The 18,109-nt window shown below is 58.2% G+C and carries 12 protein-coding genes; 1 reads left to right on the top strand and 11 read right to left on the bottom strand.

Annotated elements, in window-relative coordinates; all coding sequences use genetic code 11:
* Positions 1 to 32: 32 nt before the first annotated feature.
* Both AB1A64_RS20265 and AB1A64_RS20260 read right to left on the bottom strand, forming a co-directional pair.
* On the bottom strand, positions 33 to 1,529 hold the full coding sequence (locus AB1A64_RS20265; RefSeq protein WP_366553855.1) for an aldehyde dehydrogenase family protein: 1,497 nt from the start codon (positions 1,527 to 1,529) through the stop codon (positions 33 to 35).
* 18 nt (positions 1,530 to 1,547) lie between these two features.
* Positions 1,548 to 2,654, bottom strand: coding sequence for a saccharopine dehydrogenase NADP-binding domain-containing protein (locus tag AB1A64_RS20260; RefSeq protein ID WP_366553646.1), 1,107 nt, complete (start codon positions 2,652 to 2,654; stop codon positions 1,548 to 1,550).
* A 401-nt stretch (positions 2,655 to 3,055) separates the two neighbouring features.
* Between AB1A64_RS20260 and AB1A64_RS20255 the strand changes: the two genes are divergently transcribed.
* Positions 3,056 to 6,646, top strand: coding sequence for a flavoprotein (locus tag AB1A64_RS20255; protein ID WP_366553644.1), 3,591 nt, complete (start codon positions 3,056 to 3,058; stop codon positions 6,644 to 6,646).
* Here AB1A64_RS20255 and AB1A64_RS20250 read toward each other — a convergent pair.
* The 9 genes from AB1A64_RS20250 to AB1A64_RS20210 form a co-directional block, all read right to left on the bottom strand.
* A complete protein-coding gene (locus AB1A64_RS20250; protein ID WP_366553642.1) occupies positions 6,643 to 7,806 on the bottom strand; it encodes a hypothetical protein in 1,164 nt (387 codons plus the stop codon). The two genes, AB1A64_RS20255 and AB1A64_RS20250, sit on opposite strands and share 4 nt — an antisense overlap.
* 16 nt (positions 7,807 to 7,822) lie before the next feature.
* A complete protein-coding gene (locus AB1A64_RS20245; protein WP_366553640.1) occupies positions 7,823 to 11,086 on the bottom strand; it encodes an adenylate/guanylate cyclase domain-containing protein in 3,264 nt (1,087 codons plus the stop codon).
* Positions 11,087 to 11,282: 196 nt separating this feature from the next.
* Positions 11,283 to 12,569 (bottom strand): amidohydrolase family protein, encoded by a 1,287-nt coding sequence (locus AB1A64_RS20240; protein ID WP_366553638.1) that lies wholly within the window; start codon positions 12,567 to 12,569, stop codon positions 11,283 to 11,285.
* An 8-nt stretch (positions 12,570 to 12,577) separates the two neighbouring features.
* Positions 12,578 to 13,519, bottom strand: coding sequence for an ABC transporter permease (locus AB1A64_RS20235; RefSeq protein ID WP_366553636.1), 942 nt, complete (start codon positions 13,517 to 13,519; stop codon positions 12,578 to 12,580).
* Complete coding sequence (locus AB1A64_RS20230) at positions 13,519 to 14,592, bottom strand: ABC transporter permease (protein ID WP_366553634.1); 1,074 nt, start codon at positions 14,590 to 14,592, stop codon at positions 13,519 to 13,521. Before AB1A64_RS20230 ends, AB1A64_RS20235 begins: the two co-directional genes overlap by 1 nt.
* Positions 14,589 to 16,106 carry an ABC transporter ATP-binding protein gene (locus tag AB1A64_RS20225; RefSeq protein WP_366553632.1) on the bottom strand — a complete coding sequence of 506 codons (1,518 nt, stop codon included), beginning with the start codon at positions 16,104 to 16,106 and terminating at the stop codon, positions 14,589 to 14,591. The genes AB1A64_RS20230 and AB1A64_RS20225 overlap by 4 nt, the downstream gene beginning before the upstream one ends.
* 39 nt (positions 16,107 to 16,145) lie before the next feature.
* The gene (locus AB1A64_RS20220) at positions 16,146 to 17,135 is read right to left on the bottom strand and encodes a BMP family protein (protein ID WP_366553630.1); all 990 of its coding nucleotides are present in this window, start codon (positions 17,133 to 17,135) and stop codon (positions 16,146 to 16,148) included.
* Positions 17,136 to 17,487: 352 nt separating this feature from the next.
* The gene (locus AB1A64_RS20215) at positions 17,488 to 17,763 is read right to left on the bottom strand and encodes a hypothetical protein (protein WP_170351938.1); all 276 of its coding nucleotides are present in this window, start codon (positions 17,761 to 17,763) and stop codon (positions 17,488 to 17,490) included.
* A gap of 121 nt (positions 17,764 to 17,884) precedes the next feature.
* Positions 17,885 to 18,109 (bottom strand): hypothetical protein (locus AB1A64_RS20210; RefSeq protein ID WP_366553628.1); only part of this gene is annotated, 225 nt, incomplete at its 5' end.

Below are 18,109 nucleotides of genomic sequence, written 5' to 3'. Positions count from 1 at the left end.
GCGGCACCCATAGATGCCGCCGGGAGGGTCTATCAGATGTCGAACTTCACGCCTTGGGCCAGCGGCAATTCCGCCGAATAGTTCACTGTGTTGGTTTGACGCCGCATATACGCTTTCCACGCATCCGAGCCGCTTTCGCGCCCGCCGCCGGTTTCCTTTTCACCACCGAATGCGCCACCGATTTCGGCCCCTGAAGGCCCGATATTGACGTTGGCAATGCCGCAATCCGACCCGGCTGCGGTCAGGAACTGCTCGGCCTCGCGCATATTCAGCGTGAACACGCAAGACGATAGCCCCTGCGGCACGTCGTTCTGAATCGCGATGGCATCCTCGAAATCGTCATAGCCCATGACGTAAAGGATCGGGGCAAAGGTTTCGGTCTTCACCACATCACTTTGGCCGGGCATTTCGACGATGGCTGGCTCCATATAGACCCCGGCGGGAACGTCTTCGGTCACGCGGTTCCCGCCGAACACGGTGCCGCCCTCGGCTTCTGCGGCTTTCAGCGCTGCGGTCATTGCCGCGCCCGAAGCCTCGTCCACCAGCGGACCGATCAGCGTGCCTTCGGCCAGCGGGTTGCCGATGGGCAGACCGGCATAGGCCTTTTTCAGACGGTCCACCAGTTCTTTACGGATCGAGTTGTGGACGATCAGGCGACGCAGCGTGGTACAACGCTGACCAGCGGTGCCCACGGCCGAGAAAACAATCGCCCGCACCGCCATTTCCAGATCGGCTGAGGGGCCGACGATCATCGCGTTATTACCGCCCAACTCCAGAATGCACTTGCCGAACCGCTGCGCCACGATGGGCGCCACCGCGCGGCCCATGCGGGTTGAACCCGTAGCCGAGATCACCGGCACATCCTCGCTGGCCACCAGCGACTCGCCCAGCGCGGCGCCACCGATCAGGGTTTGCAACAGGCCCTCGGGTGCATCGCCGAACCGGGCCAATGCGCGTTCAAAGATTTTCTGGCAGGCCATCGCTGTCAGCGGCGTCTTCTCAGACGGTTTCCAGATCACAGTATCGCCGCACACCAGCGCCAGCGCCGCATTCCACGACCAGACAGCAACGGGGAAGTTGAAAGCCGAGATCACACCAACCGGACCCGCCGGGTGCCAGGTCTCCATCATCCGGTGGCCCGGGCGTTCGGATGCGATGGTCAGGCCGTAAAGCTGGCGCGACAGACCAACGGCGAAATCGCAGATGTCGATCATCTCCTGCACTTCGCCCAGACCTTCCGAGGTGATCTTACCGGCCTCCCAACTGACCAACGCGCCCAAATCGTCCTTGGCGGCGCGCAGTTCCTCACCCAGCAGGCGGATCAGTTCGCCCCGGCGCGGCGCAGGCACAGTTCGCCATGCCTTGAAGGCCGCTTTCGACCGGGCAAAGATGGCCTCCATTTCGGAAACAGGAGTCTCATGCACCTCGGCCAGCAGGCTACCGTCAATCGGCGAGGTCACTTTGAGCGTGCCGCCGGTCAGGTCGGCCTCGGTCAGGTCCAAATTTGCCAGGGTGGGTTGCGCAGTCATCACGATGTCTTTCATATCTCAGGCCGCCTTGTTTTGTTCAGTTACATCACCGGCGCGATAGAGCCGGCCAAATTCGGTGTTGAGGAAATCGGGCAGGTTCACCTGTTCCTGCCGGATAAATCCTTTTGCGGGCAGACCCCCTGTGCGCATTAGATCGACCACGCCCAGAACGCCTGCAGCGGTGGTGACCTGAATGGCGCTCCAAACCTGTCCGTTGAGGGTGCGGGCAAAGCTTTTGTTGATCAGGGATTTCTCGCGCAGCGTGCCGTCGATCAGGCCCTTTGCCGTGCAATAGACCAGCACCACATCCTGATCGGTGCGCGGCAGCGCGGTCTCGAAGATATCCTTCAACAGATCGCGGCGGCGTTCCAGCCCCAGATCCTTAAGTAGCAGCTTCAGGATATCGCAATGACCCGGATACCGGATCGAGCGGTAGGACACCGCCCGCGCCTTACCCTCAAGCGTTTCGGGCAGTGTGCCCAGACCGCCAGACGTGTTGAAGCATTCGTACTCTACCCCGTCATGGCCCAGCACCTCGTAATCTTCCAGCGGTGCGGTTTTCACACGCTCGCCGTTTACGATGGCATCGCAGGGGTTGCAGTACTCGTTGATCAACCCGTCGGTCGACCAGGTAAGATTGTATTTCATCGCGTTGGTCGGGTAGAGCGGCAGTGCCCCCACCCGCATATGCAGGCTGTCCAACTCATCAAATTCGGCCGCCAGCGACGCGCCAGCAATGCCAACGAACCCCGGAGCCAGACCGCATTGCGGCATGAATGCGGTGCCGCTGTCTTCCGCCAGTTCGCGCACCGCATTGGTGGCTGCAACGTCTTCGGTCAGGTCAAAATAATGCGCGCCGGCGGTCTTGGCCGCTTTGGCAATCTTCGGCGTCAAAAAGAACGGAGCAGCCGAGATTACGGCATCAAACCCGGTCAGTCCCTGGGTCAGTTGCGCCTCATCCCCCACATCAATCTGCCGGGTCGCAATCCCCTGTTTGTTAAGAACCGATAGCGCCGCCAGATCGCGGTCGGCGACGGTGACCGAATAGTTCGACGATGCTTGCAGCAGGTTGGCGATCATCTGACCGATCTTGCCTGCCCCTATGACACAAATATTCCAGCTCAAAACGCGCCTCCTCTTTCGTTTAGGAAAAGTATGGCGGGTGGGCTGTTCGATCCGCAGGGGTATTCTTGACGAAAACGCGGAAAGTTACGTCACTATGACGTAAAATCCGACATATTGCTCGGTTTATAAATGACAGAAAGCGGGCGACAAAAGCCGCAACCCGAACTCGTATAGTCAAATCAACAACATCGGTGATTTTTGTGTCCAAATGCGATACGGTACGCGCAATTGGGCCCATTTGTTCGCGCTGAACGTGCGCGTTCTGCTGGCCCGGCCAGTGCAGATTAACCGTCGGGCCGGTCCTTTATTTCTGTTTGACCATCAGACGCCTGACACATGCCACTAGACGCAGCACTGGTTCTTTGACGGCATTCACGGCTTTAGTTCAGGGGGGAACAGACGTGCCTAAAGACCCGATTGAAAATACTATTTCCTATCATCCAACCAAATCCGAATGGGCGTTGATACAAGAAGTTCTGCCCGCAGATGATCCAACCGTAATCCAACCGCATTTCGAGTGTTTCGAGGTGGCTGAGGATACGATCCTGCCATCGCAGGGCATGTATGTGGTGCTGGCTGGCGAGGTGCATCTGCGGCAGGACGAGACGGTTCTGGCAACGGCCGATACAGGCGATTATTTCTACGAGGAACATCTTGAAATCTTTGATATTCCCGTCAGCCTCGAAGCTTTGGCCACGCCCGGTACCAAGCTTGCTTACCTGTCCAGCAACCACTGGCTGGAAATTCCGACTGAAATCCGCGAGGCCTGCTATGACACCCTGTTCGGTGATCTGGTCAGTGTGCATTTGCAGAACTTTCAGCAACCCATCAATTGCTGCAGCGTGACGGCGGCGGCGCTAAGCATGTCGGCGCTGGGGTTCAGTTGCGAGGTCAACGATATCTTTCGCGAATGCGCCCTGCCCACGTCCTTCGTGGTCAATGACGGTATTTCACTGGGTGAGCTTTACGACGTCGCCTGCACCTTCATCCACACGCAGGGACTGCGCGACAAGGTGCAGGTTCAGGCCTATTTCATGGATGAGGCCACGACCTCGGTCGAAATTTTGCTGAAGGCGATCGACGAGTCCAACCGGCTGGGCGGGGATAACGACATCCTGGTGGCAAATTTTCAGGTCGGAGTGGCCCATGGCAAACCAACCATGCCGGGTGGGCATTTTGCCATCATCGCCAAGTGCAATCCCAGCACTGGGCTGGTGCATATGATGGACGTCCACCCCGAGAAATACGGCAAGCTGTGGGTCACCACCATCGACCGGCTGTGGGCCGGGATGTCGGACCGCGACGGAACTTCGATGCGATCACGGGGCATCCTGCGGTTCTCGGCGCGTGAGGCAGTGAAGACCAACCTGCAAACGCTGCAGCAGGACTGCAACTATGTGGACAGCACGTTGTATCTGGCCAAAGACCCCAAGAAGCGGCGCAACCTGTTCCGGCGGGCCAGCCCGAACATGAACTCGTTGGGTGTGCTGGCCGAAAGCCTTGCGATTTTAGGGGATGAGCAGGTCGATGAAGACAAGCTGCTGATTGCCACGCAGACCGATTACACCGACGCCTTAAGCCGTGTTTCCACCGCCAAGGAAATGCACAGCCTTGCGCAGAGGTACCTGAGCCAATCGCCCGATGTGCATCTGGGCAGCACGTTCCACAGCTATGCCTTGCGACGTGATCCCGAGGAGATAACACCCGAACGCTGGTTCCAAGATCATTTGCGCTTGCTCAACAGCGATGATGATCGGCACCTGATGATCAACATCGACTTCAACCGCGTGCTGGGATTCGAAGTCATCCGCCCGCCCGAGAACGTGTATCGCGAAACGGCCTTGCTGGAAGAGTTCTGGTGCCTCTGCATTGCCTATGACGAGGATACCGATCTGGTGACCGTGGTGGATATGAGCCCCGCGACCTCGCAGGTATGGCAGGCCCCGCGCGGGCATATCTTCCGCGGCCTGCGCGATGTGAAAAACCCCGCGATGCTGGTGATTGAAGAGCACGAGCCCCCCGAAGACCCCACCGACGTGGCGCGCATCGTCGCGACCAACCCGCTTGTGCTGTTTTACGCCGATGAGGACCCTTGGTCCTATATGCTGCGCAGCATCCTTTCGAATATCGGCATCACCCACATCAAGCTGATCGACATCGAAGGCCACGGGGCCAATGTGATGAAGATCCGGCGCCAACTGAATGTGCTGACCGGTAAAGAGAAACCGCCCTACCTGTTTTTCCAGGGCAACTGTCTGGGCAGGCGGTCGGATATCGTCGATATGATCCTGAAAGGCGAGTTACAGGAACAGGTGCACGAGGCCGGGTTGCCGGTGTTACTGCGTCATGAATCCCCCAGCCTAGACAAGAACATCTTTGGCTATCCCAAGGGCGGGTTGACCGATGCGCCGACCGAAAAGCGCAACGTCTTGCTGTGCGCCTGCGGATCGTCGGCGGCCGACAAGGTGCCGGAACTGGTGGAACGGATCACTCAGGCCGGGCACAACGTGAAACTGATCCCCTCGGTCTCGGCCGAGAGGTTCTTTCGCGATTTCGGTGCCGAAAGGATCGAGCGATGCATCACCCATAACGACTATTACCGCGACGATGACGAGTGGAACTTTCGCTATATCGAGTTTGGAATGCCCCTGCGCGCCTCGCATCTGGCGCTGTGCGACTGGGCCGATTGCGTGATCGTGGCGCCGGTGACCTGCAACACGATGGGCAAGATCGCCAATGGGATTGCCGACAACCTGCTGACCTCGGTCTTTGTGGCGTGGCAATATCGGAACAAACCGGTGATCCTCTGCCCCGCTTGCAACACCAATATGTGGAACAACGTCACCACCCAGAACAATGTCGAAAAACTGCGCGATCTGGGTATTGATCTGGTCGGGCCGCGCAAGGGGCGGCTGTCCAACGGCATGATGGGGATCGGTATGATGGCCACCCCGGATCAAATCATGGAGGTTCTGGACGAAGCCTTCGAAGAACTGGCCGATCAGGAACACAACATCTGCAAATGGGCGCAAGAGGCCGCCGCCTCGGACGATTTCGCACAATGGGATCGGGTGTTTCGGGCCATAGATAACGGTATGGCCGGGATCGACATCGTGGACGACCAAAACGGCGATACGCTGCTGCACTATGCGGCAGGCGGCGAAGGTGAAATGAACGAGAGCGGGCTGAATCTGGGCAAGCCTGACCTTGAGGCCGCACAGGCCCTGATTAACCGTGGCATCAACGTCAACGCCAGCAATGACCACGGCTTTACCAGCCTGCATGTGGCGGTGATGAACAATTCGGTCGAGATGGTGGAGATCCTGTTGGGGGCCGACGAAATCGACGCCAGTTCCTGTATTCATTTTCTGCAGAACCCGAACAATACCAGGGGCCACAAACTCTCGGAAGAGATCGTCGAGATGCTGGACGATTGGGCCAACACGCACACACTGACCGAGCTGAAGGAAGAAGAGGAAAACGACCTGATCGAAGATCGGGAAAAGACCTATCTCTACTTCACTTACGGTTCGTTGAAAAAAGGCTTTCCCAACCACGACGCCCATGCCGAGGTGTTGGATGATTTCGTGGGCGAGGCGATCACCCGGCAACGCATGCCCCTGATCGTGCCGCACGAACCGTTCTGCGACAATCCGAACTGCGGCTTTCTGCACCGGATGGCCACGTTGATCGACCAGAAGGGCCGTGGCAAGGCCGTGCGAGGCGAGGTCTATCGCGTCTCATCCACCGGGATGAAAGAACTGGACAAGCTCGAAGGCTATCACGGCCCCAACTCGCCCGAGAATGTCTATGTTCGCAAGCGGATCAACGTGTTGATAGATGGCGTGAAAAAGCCCGCCTATACCTATGTAATCGCGCATCCCACCAAGTATCTGGATGAATGGGAACAAGGCACATCCGGGATCGTTGCGGAATACACGCTGGATATGGCCACCGGCACGCCAAAACCGGGGTTTCAGCCGACAGCCTAATTGTGGGTTTCGATCACGGCCTCAACCTCGGGCCCGGCCTTAAGGCTAAGGTTGTAGCCCGTGATCGCCACCATGCACAGAAGGACAAAAGGCCAGAACGCGGCCTTTGGATACAGGTTATCCTTGTAATGGATAAGCCGCAGGGACGGCACAGCCTCGGATGCAAACAAGTAGGTGTTCACGGAAACCGCCAGCAACAGGAAATACATCAGGAAAAAGAACGACTCCATGTAGATCACCGGCGATCCGGCAAAGCCTTCACGCAGCTGTACATGGGCCAGCAGGATCACGAAAAAAAGAACCGAGCATGTGCCGATCACGCTGGAGGTACTGAAATCATGCCGTTCGACCAAATCGGGGCGGCGGGTCACGGTCATCACTGCGCCAAACAGCAGCATCGTCACCACGATCAACGGGATCATGTGGACAATGAAAGCATTTCCGAAATTGCGCTTGATGACGAAGTTATAATGCAGTTCCGGCAGGTTGGTCTGGAACTCGTTTTCGCCAATGCCCAGCGTGGTATCCAGATCGGACAAGCGATAGTCGAAATAGGTGTTCTCACGCTCCCACGTACCCATGACGATGCGGGGATCTATGCCGAAAATGTCGGCGGGTCCGGTGGCGGGATAGGATTTAAAGTCCGGTATTAGAGCCACATTTACATCAAACTCACCGGGCCAAAACCGGACCCAGACGGTTTTATGGTCGAACGGGTAGCTGGTGTAGTCAAAGCTCTGCCGCAGGGTCTGTTCAAAATACCAGCCGATCAGGGTCGCGCCGTCCTGATCCATCCTATACGCCTCTTCAATTACACCATTCGCGGCATCGACGGCCTCGGGCAGGATGAACCCGACCTCTTTTTCGGTTGGCTTGATCGCGTCATGTACGCCGTCTTCGTAATGTTGCCAGACGTAGCCGCTCACGCGCACGTCGCTGGCGCCGGTAAAGCTGAAGGATTTGATGAAGATGCCGGTTTTGACCCGATAGTCGGGCGCATTGCCCAACTTTTGTAGATACTCATCGACTGCGACCTGATCCGGCAATTGCGTTGGATCGCCCTCGAAATGGTTCAGCGCGACCAGTAGTTTGAACAGCACCACGGACAGAGCAAGCGTCAGGGCACCGGAAATCAGCCAAACCTTCTTTTCGATGCTCATTCAGCCCCTCGCCCGCTTAATTCAACCGCCCGACCAGAGACTGCGTGATGCCCATCTCGGAAAAGCGCGCGCCCAGCGCTTCGAAATCTTCATGCGCCGTCATCGGGATGCCCCAGCCCCCGCACGCGGCCAGAACCTTGGTGTGCTGTATCGACAGATCGACCATAGGCAGGGGTTCTTCGGCGGTGAACTTCGCCAAAGCGTCCGCATATTCAGTGGCCCGGTCCCATTCCTGCCGCGCCAGCATGACGGCGCTGGCATCGGGGTAAAAATGCAGGTGGCTGTGCCCAACGCAGCCTTCGGCGATGATCTGGGCCCCCAGCTTCAGGTGCTGATCCTGTTTACTAGGGTCTGTTTCGGCCATGGCTAACGCCGATAGCGCCTTGGGCCCCACGAAATTCCGACCATGTTCCAGCGCGATATCGACAGCGCGCTGACCGGTTTCCCGAGCATCGTCCAATTGCCCCGCGTAGACCTGCGTACGGGCAAGATGTTCTAACGCCTGCGCCTCAAGCCGCTTTGCGCCTACGCGGCTGGCAATTTCGGCCGAAACTGTGAAAGTCTCCAGCGCCTGATCCAACTCACCCAGAAACGTATGCGCAACGCCGAGGCAGGTCTGGGCCACGCATTCCGGCACAAAGGCAAAGTATTTCTGGGACACTTCGATGGCTTCTTGCGCATCCAGCTTGCCCTGCGTCACATCGCCGGTATAGCTGCGCGCCACGCTGAGATTGTGCAGGTTGGCCGCCAGATCGCGCACCAGCCCCTTTTCCCGCGCGCGTTCCACCGCCTGCGTATAGAACCCAGATGCTGTCTGCATGGTCGCGTTCATGAAATTCGCATCGCCAAACCCGCTAAGCGCGCCGACCTCAAGCCGTGCCGATTCCAGCTTTCTGGCCAATGTTAGAGCCTTTTCGTTGCTTTGCAGTGCGTCCTCGACCCGGCCCAGCGGGAAATACACATTGCCACGGACATAATTGATCTGGGCAATGTCGCGTTCCGATCCGCACCGCTCTGCCGCGATTTCGGCGGTGTCGAGGCTTTGCAGTGCGTCTTTGTACAAACTGGCCTGCCGTGCGGCCTGCGCCAACCCGATATGGGCGCGGGCGGTCTGTTCATCCGTTTCGGCCAGATCGGCGGCTTCTTTGAATTCACGCAAAGCGTCATCCGACAGGCCTTGCAATCGGTGGGTTTCCCCACGGGCACAGAACAAATCGAACCGCACCCCGGATGGCGCAGGCAATTCCAGTGCCCGTTCGATCAGCGGGCTGGCATCGTCGAACTGGAACCCCTGAATCAGTTTCTCTGCGGCTTCCAGATAGGCCTGCGCCGCGTTGGTGGCGCCCGCCCGATCCAGATGTTGCGCCCGCAGGGTGGCATCACGATCCTCGAACCATTTCGCGGCCTGACGGTGCAGCCGCGCGCGTTCGGATTTCACCAGCGTCGCATATGACCCGTCGCGGATCAGCGCGTGGGCAAACATCAGATCGGTTCCTGCCTCGCGGATCAGGGCGGACCGGATCAGGGTCGAAGTGTCCAGATGCCCTTCACCTAAGACGTAGTTCAGCACCTCGGGCGAGAACCTCTGACCCAACACCGAGGCCGCCTGAATCGCCGCCCGATTTCGCCGGTCCAGCGCATCCAGCCGCGATTGCACGATGCCCTGAATGCTGCCCGGCACGGATTCGCGTTTCAGCACGTCGATATTGCGCAAGAGCTGCTCCAGAAACAGCGGATTGCCCCCGGCACGCTGCACGCAGGCATCCAGCAGTTCAGGATCAACACCGGTAAACTCCTGAACCAGCTGTCGTGCCTGTTCGTCTCCCATCGGTGCTAACTCCAATTTCGAAATCAGCGCCCCTTCGGTTCCCATTTGCCATTCACGGTTGATGGGGTCGCCCTCGACCCGGCTGGTCATCAGCAAGACGCAGGGCAGATCGCGCGTGGTCGCGGCGATATGGGCACAAGCGGTCAGGATATCAGGGGCGGCCCAATGTATATCCTCGATCTGGATCAGCATCGGCGCGTCGCGGCTGCGTGCCGCGATAAGTTCGTCGATCACCTGCCGTCGCCCCCGCTGGCGGGTGGTGTTGTCCATTACCGCATAAACCTCGGCCAGGCCGGGGTCTTGCTCCAACTCAAGCAGCGCATTTAGGTGCGTCGCGTTGGACGGCGACACCCAGCCTTTTTTCACCGCTTCTTGTGCCATTGCCGCGCAAGTGGCAGCATCATCCATGGCCTCAAGTCCCAAAATGCTGCGGGCAACGGACTGGATGGCCGAATGCCCCTCACGCGCGCCAAAATCCATGACCAAGCCATTGTGGATCGAGTAATTGAGGCCTGCGGCCATTTCGGCCACCTGCTCGGACAGGTGGGTCTTGCCGATGCCCGGCTCGCCCAGAACGATGTGCACCTCACCCTTGCCATGCTGTTGGCAGCGGTCGAACGTGGCCGAGAACAGCGACATCTCGCGCTCGCGACCGACAAAGCGATGCCGGCGCGATCGGATGTTGCGCGCCATCCGTTCCAGCCGCCACAGTTCAACCGGCTCGTTCAGCCCCTTGATCGGCTTTTCACCCAGCGACTCGCCGACAAAAAGCGGCCCTAACGCGCGCTGAATGTCATGCGACACCAAGGTTTCACCCGGCGTCGCCATATCGGTGATGCGCGACGCCAGATTAACGCCGTCACCGGTCACCGTGTATTCAGTATGAGCCTGACTGCCGGTTGTGCTGGCGATTACCTGACCAGATGCGATGCCGATATGGCAGGACAGCGGCGGGTTCAAACTGGGAAGCACCGCATGAATCTCCAGCGCTGCCCGCGCGGCCCGCTCGGTGTCGTTGGTATGCGATATCGGCGCTCCAAACACCGCCATCACCGCGTCCCCGATATGCTTGTCGATCCGGCCGCCGAATTTTTCGACCACATGATCCACCTTGGCAAAAAACGCGTTCAGCAGTTCATGCATGTCCTCGGCGTCCAACTCGCTGGTCAGGCGGGTAAAGCCGGTCAGATCGGCGAACATAACCGTGACCTGCCGCCTGGCGGGTTCCAGCGGAGTTTCGGGCTCATAGGGTTGAACGGTTTCGATTGTCTCAAGCTCGGCAATCGCGCGCAGCAGCCTGCGGCGGTCTCCGACAGCGGTCACTCCGATTTCGATCAGGTCTTCGCCCGTCAGATCGGGCAAAATTGCGAAATCAATTTTGTTATCCAAAAAGGCTTGCGCATAGTCAGATAGTCCAAGTGCGCTTAGCCAGTCCCTAAGGTCCTGAGACATGTCGCCCCTCTGAAGCCCCCAACTTCAGTCACAGACCTAGCACAGCAGACCCGTCGGAGTCTGCAATGGTTAACGAATTTAATGTTTATGTACGCCCATATGCACGAAACAGGAGCATCTGACCGCAGAGATTCAGGATGAACTTATCGAGATTTGCCGTGTTCAAACCTTTAACACCGTGGGGCCTTGTCAGATTTCAGCTTGTGAAAGGCACGCGTGCCTCATCCAGAGATGTCTGCCCGTCGGGTAAGGTCAGATCATGGATCACTGGGTTTGACCGGGCGATAACCCGGCCTTTGCGCACCACGGTCAGACGATGGGCGCGCAGGCGGATCGCCTCGATCTTGTCGCTGGCCTGCAGCAGCACGAAATTCGCATCACAGCCTTTGGCTACGCCGTAACCCTGCAACCCCATGATCCGGGCCGAGTTTTCGGTCACCGCATCGAAACACCACGCCATATCAGCCCGGCTGGACAGCTGACCCACATGCAACCCCATAAAGGCCACGTCCAACATGTCGGCCTTTCCCAGCGAATACCACGGGTCCATCACACAATCCGATCCGAACCCCACGGTGATCCCCGCATCGCGCAATTCGCGCACGCGGGTCTGGCCGCGGCGTTTGGGATACGTGTCGTGGCGACCCTGAAGCATAATGTTGATCAACGGGTTTGGGATTGCATGCACCCCAGCCTCGACCATCAACGGGATCAGTTTCGATACATAGTAGTTGTCCATCGAATGCATCGAGGTCAGATGCGACCCTGCCACCCAGCCATTTAGACCCAAACGTTTGGTTTCGTAGGCCAACGTCTCGATATGGCGGCTTTGCGGGTCATCGCTTTCGTCACAATGCATGTCGACCATCAAGCCACGTTGGGCCGCGATTTCGCATAATTGGCGTACAGAGTCGGCTCCGTCCGCCATGGTGCGTTCGAAATGCGGAATACCGCCCACCACATCCACACCCATATCCAGCGCGCGGATTGTGTTCTGCATCGCTGTCGGGTCACGCAAAACTCCGTCTTGCGGGAAGGCAACCAATTGCAGATCCAGATAATCCTTCACCTGCTCACGCACTTGCAGCAGGGCTTCAACACCCTTCAGCTCATCATCGCAGGTATCCACATGGCTGCGGATCGCGCCAATCCCCTTGGCCACGGCCAGCTCGCAATACCGCATTGCACGCGCAACGATGTCCTCGACCGTTTGGATCGGCTTCAACTCTCCCCACAGCGCGATACCTTCCAGCAATGTGCCCGAGACATTCGTGCGCGGATTGCCCAGCGATAGAGTCGCATCCATGTGAAAATGCGGATCAACAAACGGGGGTGAGACCAGCTGTCCACCTGCATCGATTACTTCGCCAGCTTCGGCTGTGATCCCGGATTCAATCGCGGCGATCTTGCCATCCGCGCAGGCAATATCAATTCCGGTCTGGCCATCGGTCAGGGTGGCATTCTTGACGATCAGATCGAACATGACGTTTCCTATCGTTGGCCCTTGAACCAGGGGGTGAGCAAAGCACGCGGATAATCCGCCGACCGCGCAGCAACCACAAGGGCGATGATTGACAGAATATACGGGGCCATCAGGAACACTTGACCGGGCACCAGCGCACCGATTTCGGTCTGCAATCGCACCTGCAATGCGTCGAAGGCCCCAAACAGCAGCGCGCCCAACAGCGCCTTTCCTGGCCGCCAGCTGGCAAAGATCACCAGTGCGATGCAAACCCAGCCGCGCCCGTTGACCATGCCAAAAAAGAAAGCGTCAAAAGCGCTCATGGTCAGAAAGGCTCCCCCCAAAGCCATCAGGGCCGAGCCCGCAACAATGGCCCCAATCCTCAACCCATAAACCGACAGGCCTTGTGCATCGATGCTGTCCGGGTTGTCTCCGACGGCCTGTATGGCCACGCCCAAGGCGGTTCGGTTCATCACGTACCAAACCGCCGCCACCATGAGCAGCGCCAGCCAAGTCAGTGCGGTTTGCTGGAACAAAACAGTCCCTAAAAAGGGTAGATCTGATAGTACGGGCAAATCCAGCGGCTGAAATGGCTCGATCCGCGGCGGTGACGACACGTTCGGCAATGCAGTGCGATAGGTGTAATAACTGACGGACGTTGCAAACAGAGTGATCCCCAACCCCGAGACGTGTTGCGACAGACCCAAAGGCACCGTCAGGATCGCGTGCAATAGGCCAAAAAAGGCCCCGGCCAGCGCCGCGACCAGCACGCCGCCCCACAGCCCCGCGCCCAGCCAGACGGCCATCCAGCCGCACATGGCACCGACGACGAATATCCCTTCGATGCCGAGGTTCAGCACGCCCGCCCGTTCACAGATCAGTGCACCCAATACGCCAAAAATCAGCGGCGTAGCGATGCGCAAGGACGCGGCCCAGAAGCTTTCGGACAGCAGGATATTGAGAATATCCATCAAGGCGCTGCCCTCGCGGTACTGGCTCGAACGATCCGATAGCGAGCAAAGAACCCACCAACCAAAACGCAGAGCAACGAAACCGAAACCACCAGGTCGGCCAGAAAAGACGACACGCCCATGGCGCGACTCATACTGTCAGCCCCTACGAACACGGATGCGATAAACAACGCGGCGATCACCACGCCCACTGGCGACAACCCCGCCAGCATGGCGACCACGATGCCGGTATAGCCAAAGCCCGGCGAAAGGTCCGAGGTCAGATACCCCTTGAGCCCGGCGACCTCGCTAACCCCGGCCAGTCCCGCGAGACCACCTGACAAGATGGCCACGCCAAACAGTGAGCGGTTTACATTGATCCCGGCGTGGCGCGCGGCCGCAGCGTTTTCGCCCACCGCCCGCAAACGGAATCCCCAAACAGATCGGGCCAGCATGAATTGCGCCAACCCGGCCAGTATCAGAGCCACAATCAACCCTGAATGCACCCGCATCCGCTCGATCAATGGCGGTAACATACCCTGATCCAGGATAGGGGCGGATTGCGGCCATCCCAGGCTCATTGGGTCCTGTAGGGCTCCTTCCAGCATCATCTGAACAAAGATCAGAATGATGAAATTCAACAGCAATGTGGTTACCACCTCATCGGCGCCAAAACGGATTTTCAGATAGGTCGGGGCAACCATCCCCGCCGCACCCGCTGCAGCACCCAGCACGACGATCAGCGGTAACAACAAGATACCATGGACATCCAGCACCCCCGACCCAACCGCCACAGCCGCCATCGCACCCAGATAAAGTTGCCCTTCGGCCCCGATATTCCACAGCTTGGCGCGGAACGCCAAAGCGGCGGCCAGACCGGTAAAGATCAGCGGTGTGGCGCGCGTCAGCACTTCGGAAAATGCAAAAACAGAGCCAAATACGCCGCGAAACATCTCTTGATATGCCAGGATGGGGTTCGCCCCCGCGGCAAGCAAGGGGATGGCGGCAAACCCCAGAGCAATTATGGCGGACAGGATAGGAACGCCCAGGGTAAAGGCCCGCGACTGAGTCTGGCGCGGTTCAATGCGGATCATGCTGGTTCTCCTGCCATCATCAGCCCGATCTGTTCGCGGTCGCGGCCGGGGGCCTCGTGCAATTCACCATCGCGGATTACCACGATGCGGTCGGCCAACCCCAGAATTTCATCAAGATCTTCTGAGATCAAAACCACTCCGGCCCCACGTTCGCGCGCCTCGAGCAGGCGGCGTCCGACCTCGGCAGCGGCCCCCATGTCCAGGCCACGAGTCGGTTGATTGGCCAGGATCAGACGCGGTGCCCGATCAAACACCCGCGCCAGAATAAGCTTTTGTATATTGCCACCTGACAGCAACCGCGCCGGGGCTTCGACACCTGGCCCACGCACGTCATAAGCCTTTGCAAGGCGGGTGGCGTTCTCTTCGATCGCCTCATGTCGCAACAGGCCGCGCGATTGCACGTCGCTGTCACCCAACCGCTCGATCACCATGTTTTCTGCAACGCTCATCGCGCCAACGATGCCTTCGCGGTGGCGGTCCTCGGGGATGCGCCCCACGCCTGCCCGTATCATTGATGCCGGGTTTAGCGTGCCAATTTCAACTCCATCTACCTTGATTAGACCCTGTTCTGGCTGAACAAGACCCGAGATCACATTGGCCAACCCGCTTTGTCCGTTGCCAGACACCCCGGCGATCCCAAGGATTTCATGCGCATGCACGGTTAGATCTACAGAACTGAGCGTATCGCGCTTGGACCGGCCAGAAACCGACACGCCGGACAGGCTGAGCACCGGGACACCCGGTGCCATGGTGCCCCCTGCAAGTTCCGGTGTATCCGCCCCAACCATCATTCGGGCGATAGATTTCTCATCCGCTTCGGATGTAGCCATTTCACCAACTTTGCGTCCGTGGCGCAGCACCGCGATCCGGTCAGAAAAGGACAGAACCTCACGCAGCTTATGGCTGATGAAAATGACCGACAGCCCCTCATCCGTCATCATCCGGATGTTTTCGAACAGCGTGTCGGCCTCTTGCGGGGTAAGCACTGCCGTGGGTTCGTCCAGTACCAATATTCGCGCTTGCCGATACAGGGCTTTCAGGATTTCCACCCGCTGCCGTTCACCCACAGACAGTCGCCCCACGGGCGTATCCAGCGGCGCGGTCAGGCCACTTCGATCTATAATGGCCTGGATCTTTTGTCGGGCTTCCCGCCGGTTGCGGCGCAGCGCAAGCAGGGGTTCCGAACCCAATGTGATGTTATCCAGGGCCGAGATATTCTCGGCCAGCGTGAAATGCTGATGCACCATGCCAACGCCTGCGGCCAGCGCCACCTGCGGGTGACCCAATGGCAAGGGCCGTAGAACACCTGCTTTGTCAGCGACGTCGATAGACCCTGAATCGGGCAAATAATGCCCAAACAGCATATTCATCAGCGTGGTCTTGCCCGCGCCGTTTTCACCCAGCAGTGCCAGAACCTCACCCCGTTTCAGGGTCAGGCTGACATCGTCATTGGCGACGACCGGACCGAAGCGTTTGCTCAACCCGTTGAGTTTCAGAACCGTGGAGTCTGTCATTGGAAACACGGGCCAGTTGCTGAACCGGCCCGAGCAGTATCAGTTATCCGAGACCGGGCGGTCATCGTTCACATTCACCCGGAACAGACCGTCCAGAATCTCGGCCTGACGGGCATTCACCGCTTCTAGAACTTCTGCCGGAACCAGTTCCTCGTCCAGAACCATCGACCCGCCACCGTAGCCCATAAAGCTGTACTGGCCGTAATCCGCAGCCTCAAACGAGCCACCTGCCACATTGGCGATGGCTTTGTCGATGGTCGGTTCCATATGCCACAGGGCTGAGGCCAAGATCGTGCCGGGGTAGTCACCCGACGTGTCGATGACGTTGCCCACGGCCTTTACGCCCCGCTCAACCGCCGCGTCCGAGACACCAAAGCGTTCCGCGTACATGATATCCGCCCCTGCATCCATCATCGCGATGGCGCTTTCCTTGGCCTTGGGTGGATCGTACCAACTGTCGATGAAGGTCACGAGGAATGTGACATCCGGGTTCACTTCGCGTGCGCCATCCATGAAGGCATTCATCAGGCGGTTCACCTCGGGGATGGCATATCCGCCGACCATGCCGATCACGTTCGATTCAGTGGCCGCACCGGCGACCATCCCGGTCAGGTAGGACGGTTCGTGAATCCAGTTGTCGAAGACCGAAAAATTGGGCGCCACTGGCCCAAAAGATGACCCCATCAAAAAGGCGGTGTCAGGATAGTCCTTCGCCACCTTGCGCGCCGCGCGCTCCAGGCCAAACACCTCGCCCACAACCAGCTGTGCGCCTTGTTCGGCATATTCGCGCATCACACGTTCATAATCTGTGTTCGCCACATTTTCCGAAAACACGTATTCGATGTCACCGCGCTCGGCTGCGGTGTTCAGGGCCTTGTGTATGCGGCTGATCCATTGCTGCTCCACTGGCAGGGTATAAATCGCCGCGACCTTGACGGTTTCCGCTGCCGCCAAACCGGCGGAGAATATGGTTGAGGCAGCCGCCACAGCGGCCAGCAGTACTCTTCTTGAAAATATTGTTTTTGTCATAACACTCTCCTGTCTGGCAGGATGGCAGCATTTTTTTACTGTTCAGTCAATTTTTTCATCCATGTCCTCATGGGAACATGGCTGTATCTCAGACAATTTCGACCGTGTTTCTGAGGTTGGGGTATGGTCAAGCGCTCAGGCCCAAAGCTCGTGCTTAGGTGCCATAGGGCAAAGCGGCACCACACACGTTTTACGTGTGTCTGGCATAAAAGTTTGTAAGCAGATGTCTAAAGGATAATTCCGGTGTCACGACACATTACACCAATCTAATAACTAAAGACTGCGGTAATGGTTTTCCTGGTGACAGCGCGCCGTATTGGCGCACTGTTATTCGTTCGTTTGAACAGCTGGTTCAGTTGGTGCCCACTGTGCTTGTGGTGCTGTTTGACGACCCGCCGCCACCGCCGCCCGAAGCAGCCACACCTACTGCGGCCGCAGCCACGCCAAGTGCGGGCGCGACAAGAGGTACAAAACCAGTCACACCTTCAGCCGCAGCTGCAGCCGCCGCATCGTCCAATGGGGCTACACGAGTAGGATCGACAGGCTCCGGGGTCGTCCCGTCGGTCGCGTCCTGCGCAAAGGCGCTTGTGGTTGAAAGGGCCAGAACCAACACGGTCGCTCTGATCATCATGAATCTCCTAAAACAAGTCTTGGCCGGACGCTATCACACCCGTTCGGAGGTGAGAATGCCATTGCTGAAAAAATTTCTATAAACACGCAGATAAAACTCGCTTTTTCAGAGGCTTGCCTCAGATCGGCGCCCGCAGAACCCTCAGACGCGCTTCCTTAAATTCAAGGGTGGCCTGCAACGCTATCCGACCCAGCCACACTGCCGTTAACTCTTCAATTGCAGAATTGCCACAAGGTGTTTTGTGGATATTTTTTTTGGCGGATTGTTTCGGGACGTTTGTTTTGAAAGTTGTTAGTGAGGCGCCGATCGAAAAAGCGATAGATTGACGTGAAGATTCGAGCGG

It is taken from the genome of Ruegeria sp. ANG10, from assembly GCF_040705255.1.
In the GTDB taxonomy this organism is placed as follows: domain Bacteria; phylum Pseudomonadota; class Alphaproteobacteria; order Rhodobacterales; family Rhodobacteraceae; genus Ruegeria.
Note: the sequence above shows the minus strand (reverse complement) of the source record. Positions and strands in the feature narration are given on the sequence as shown.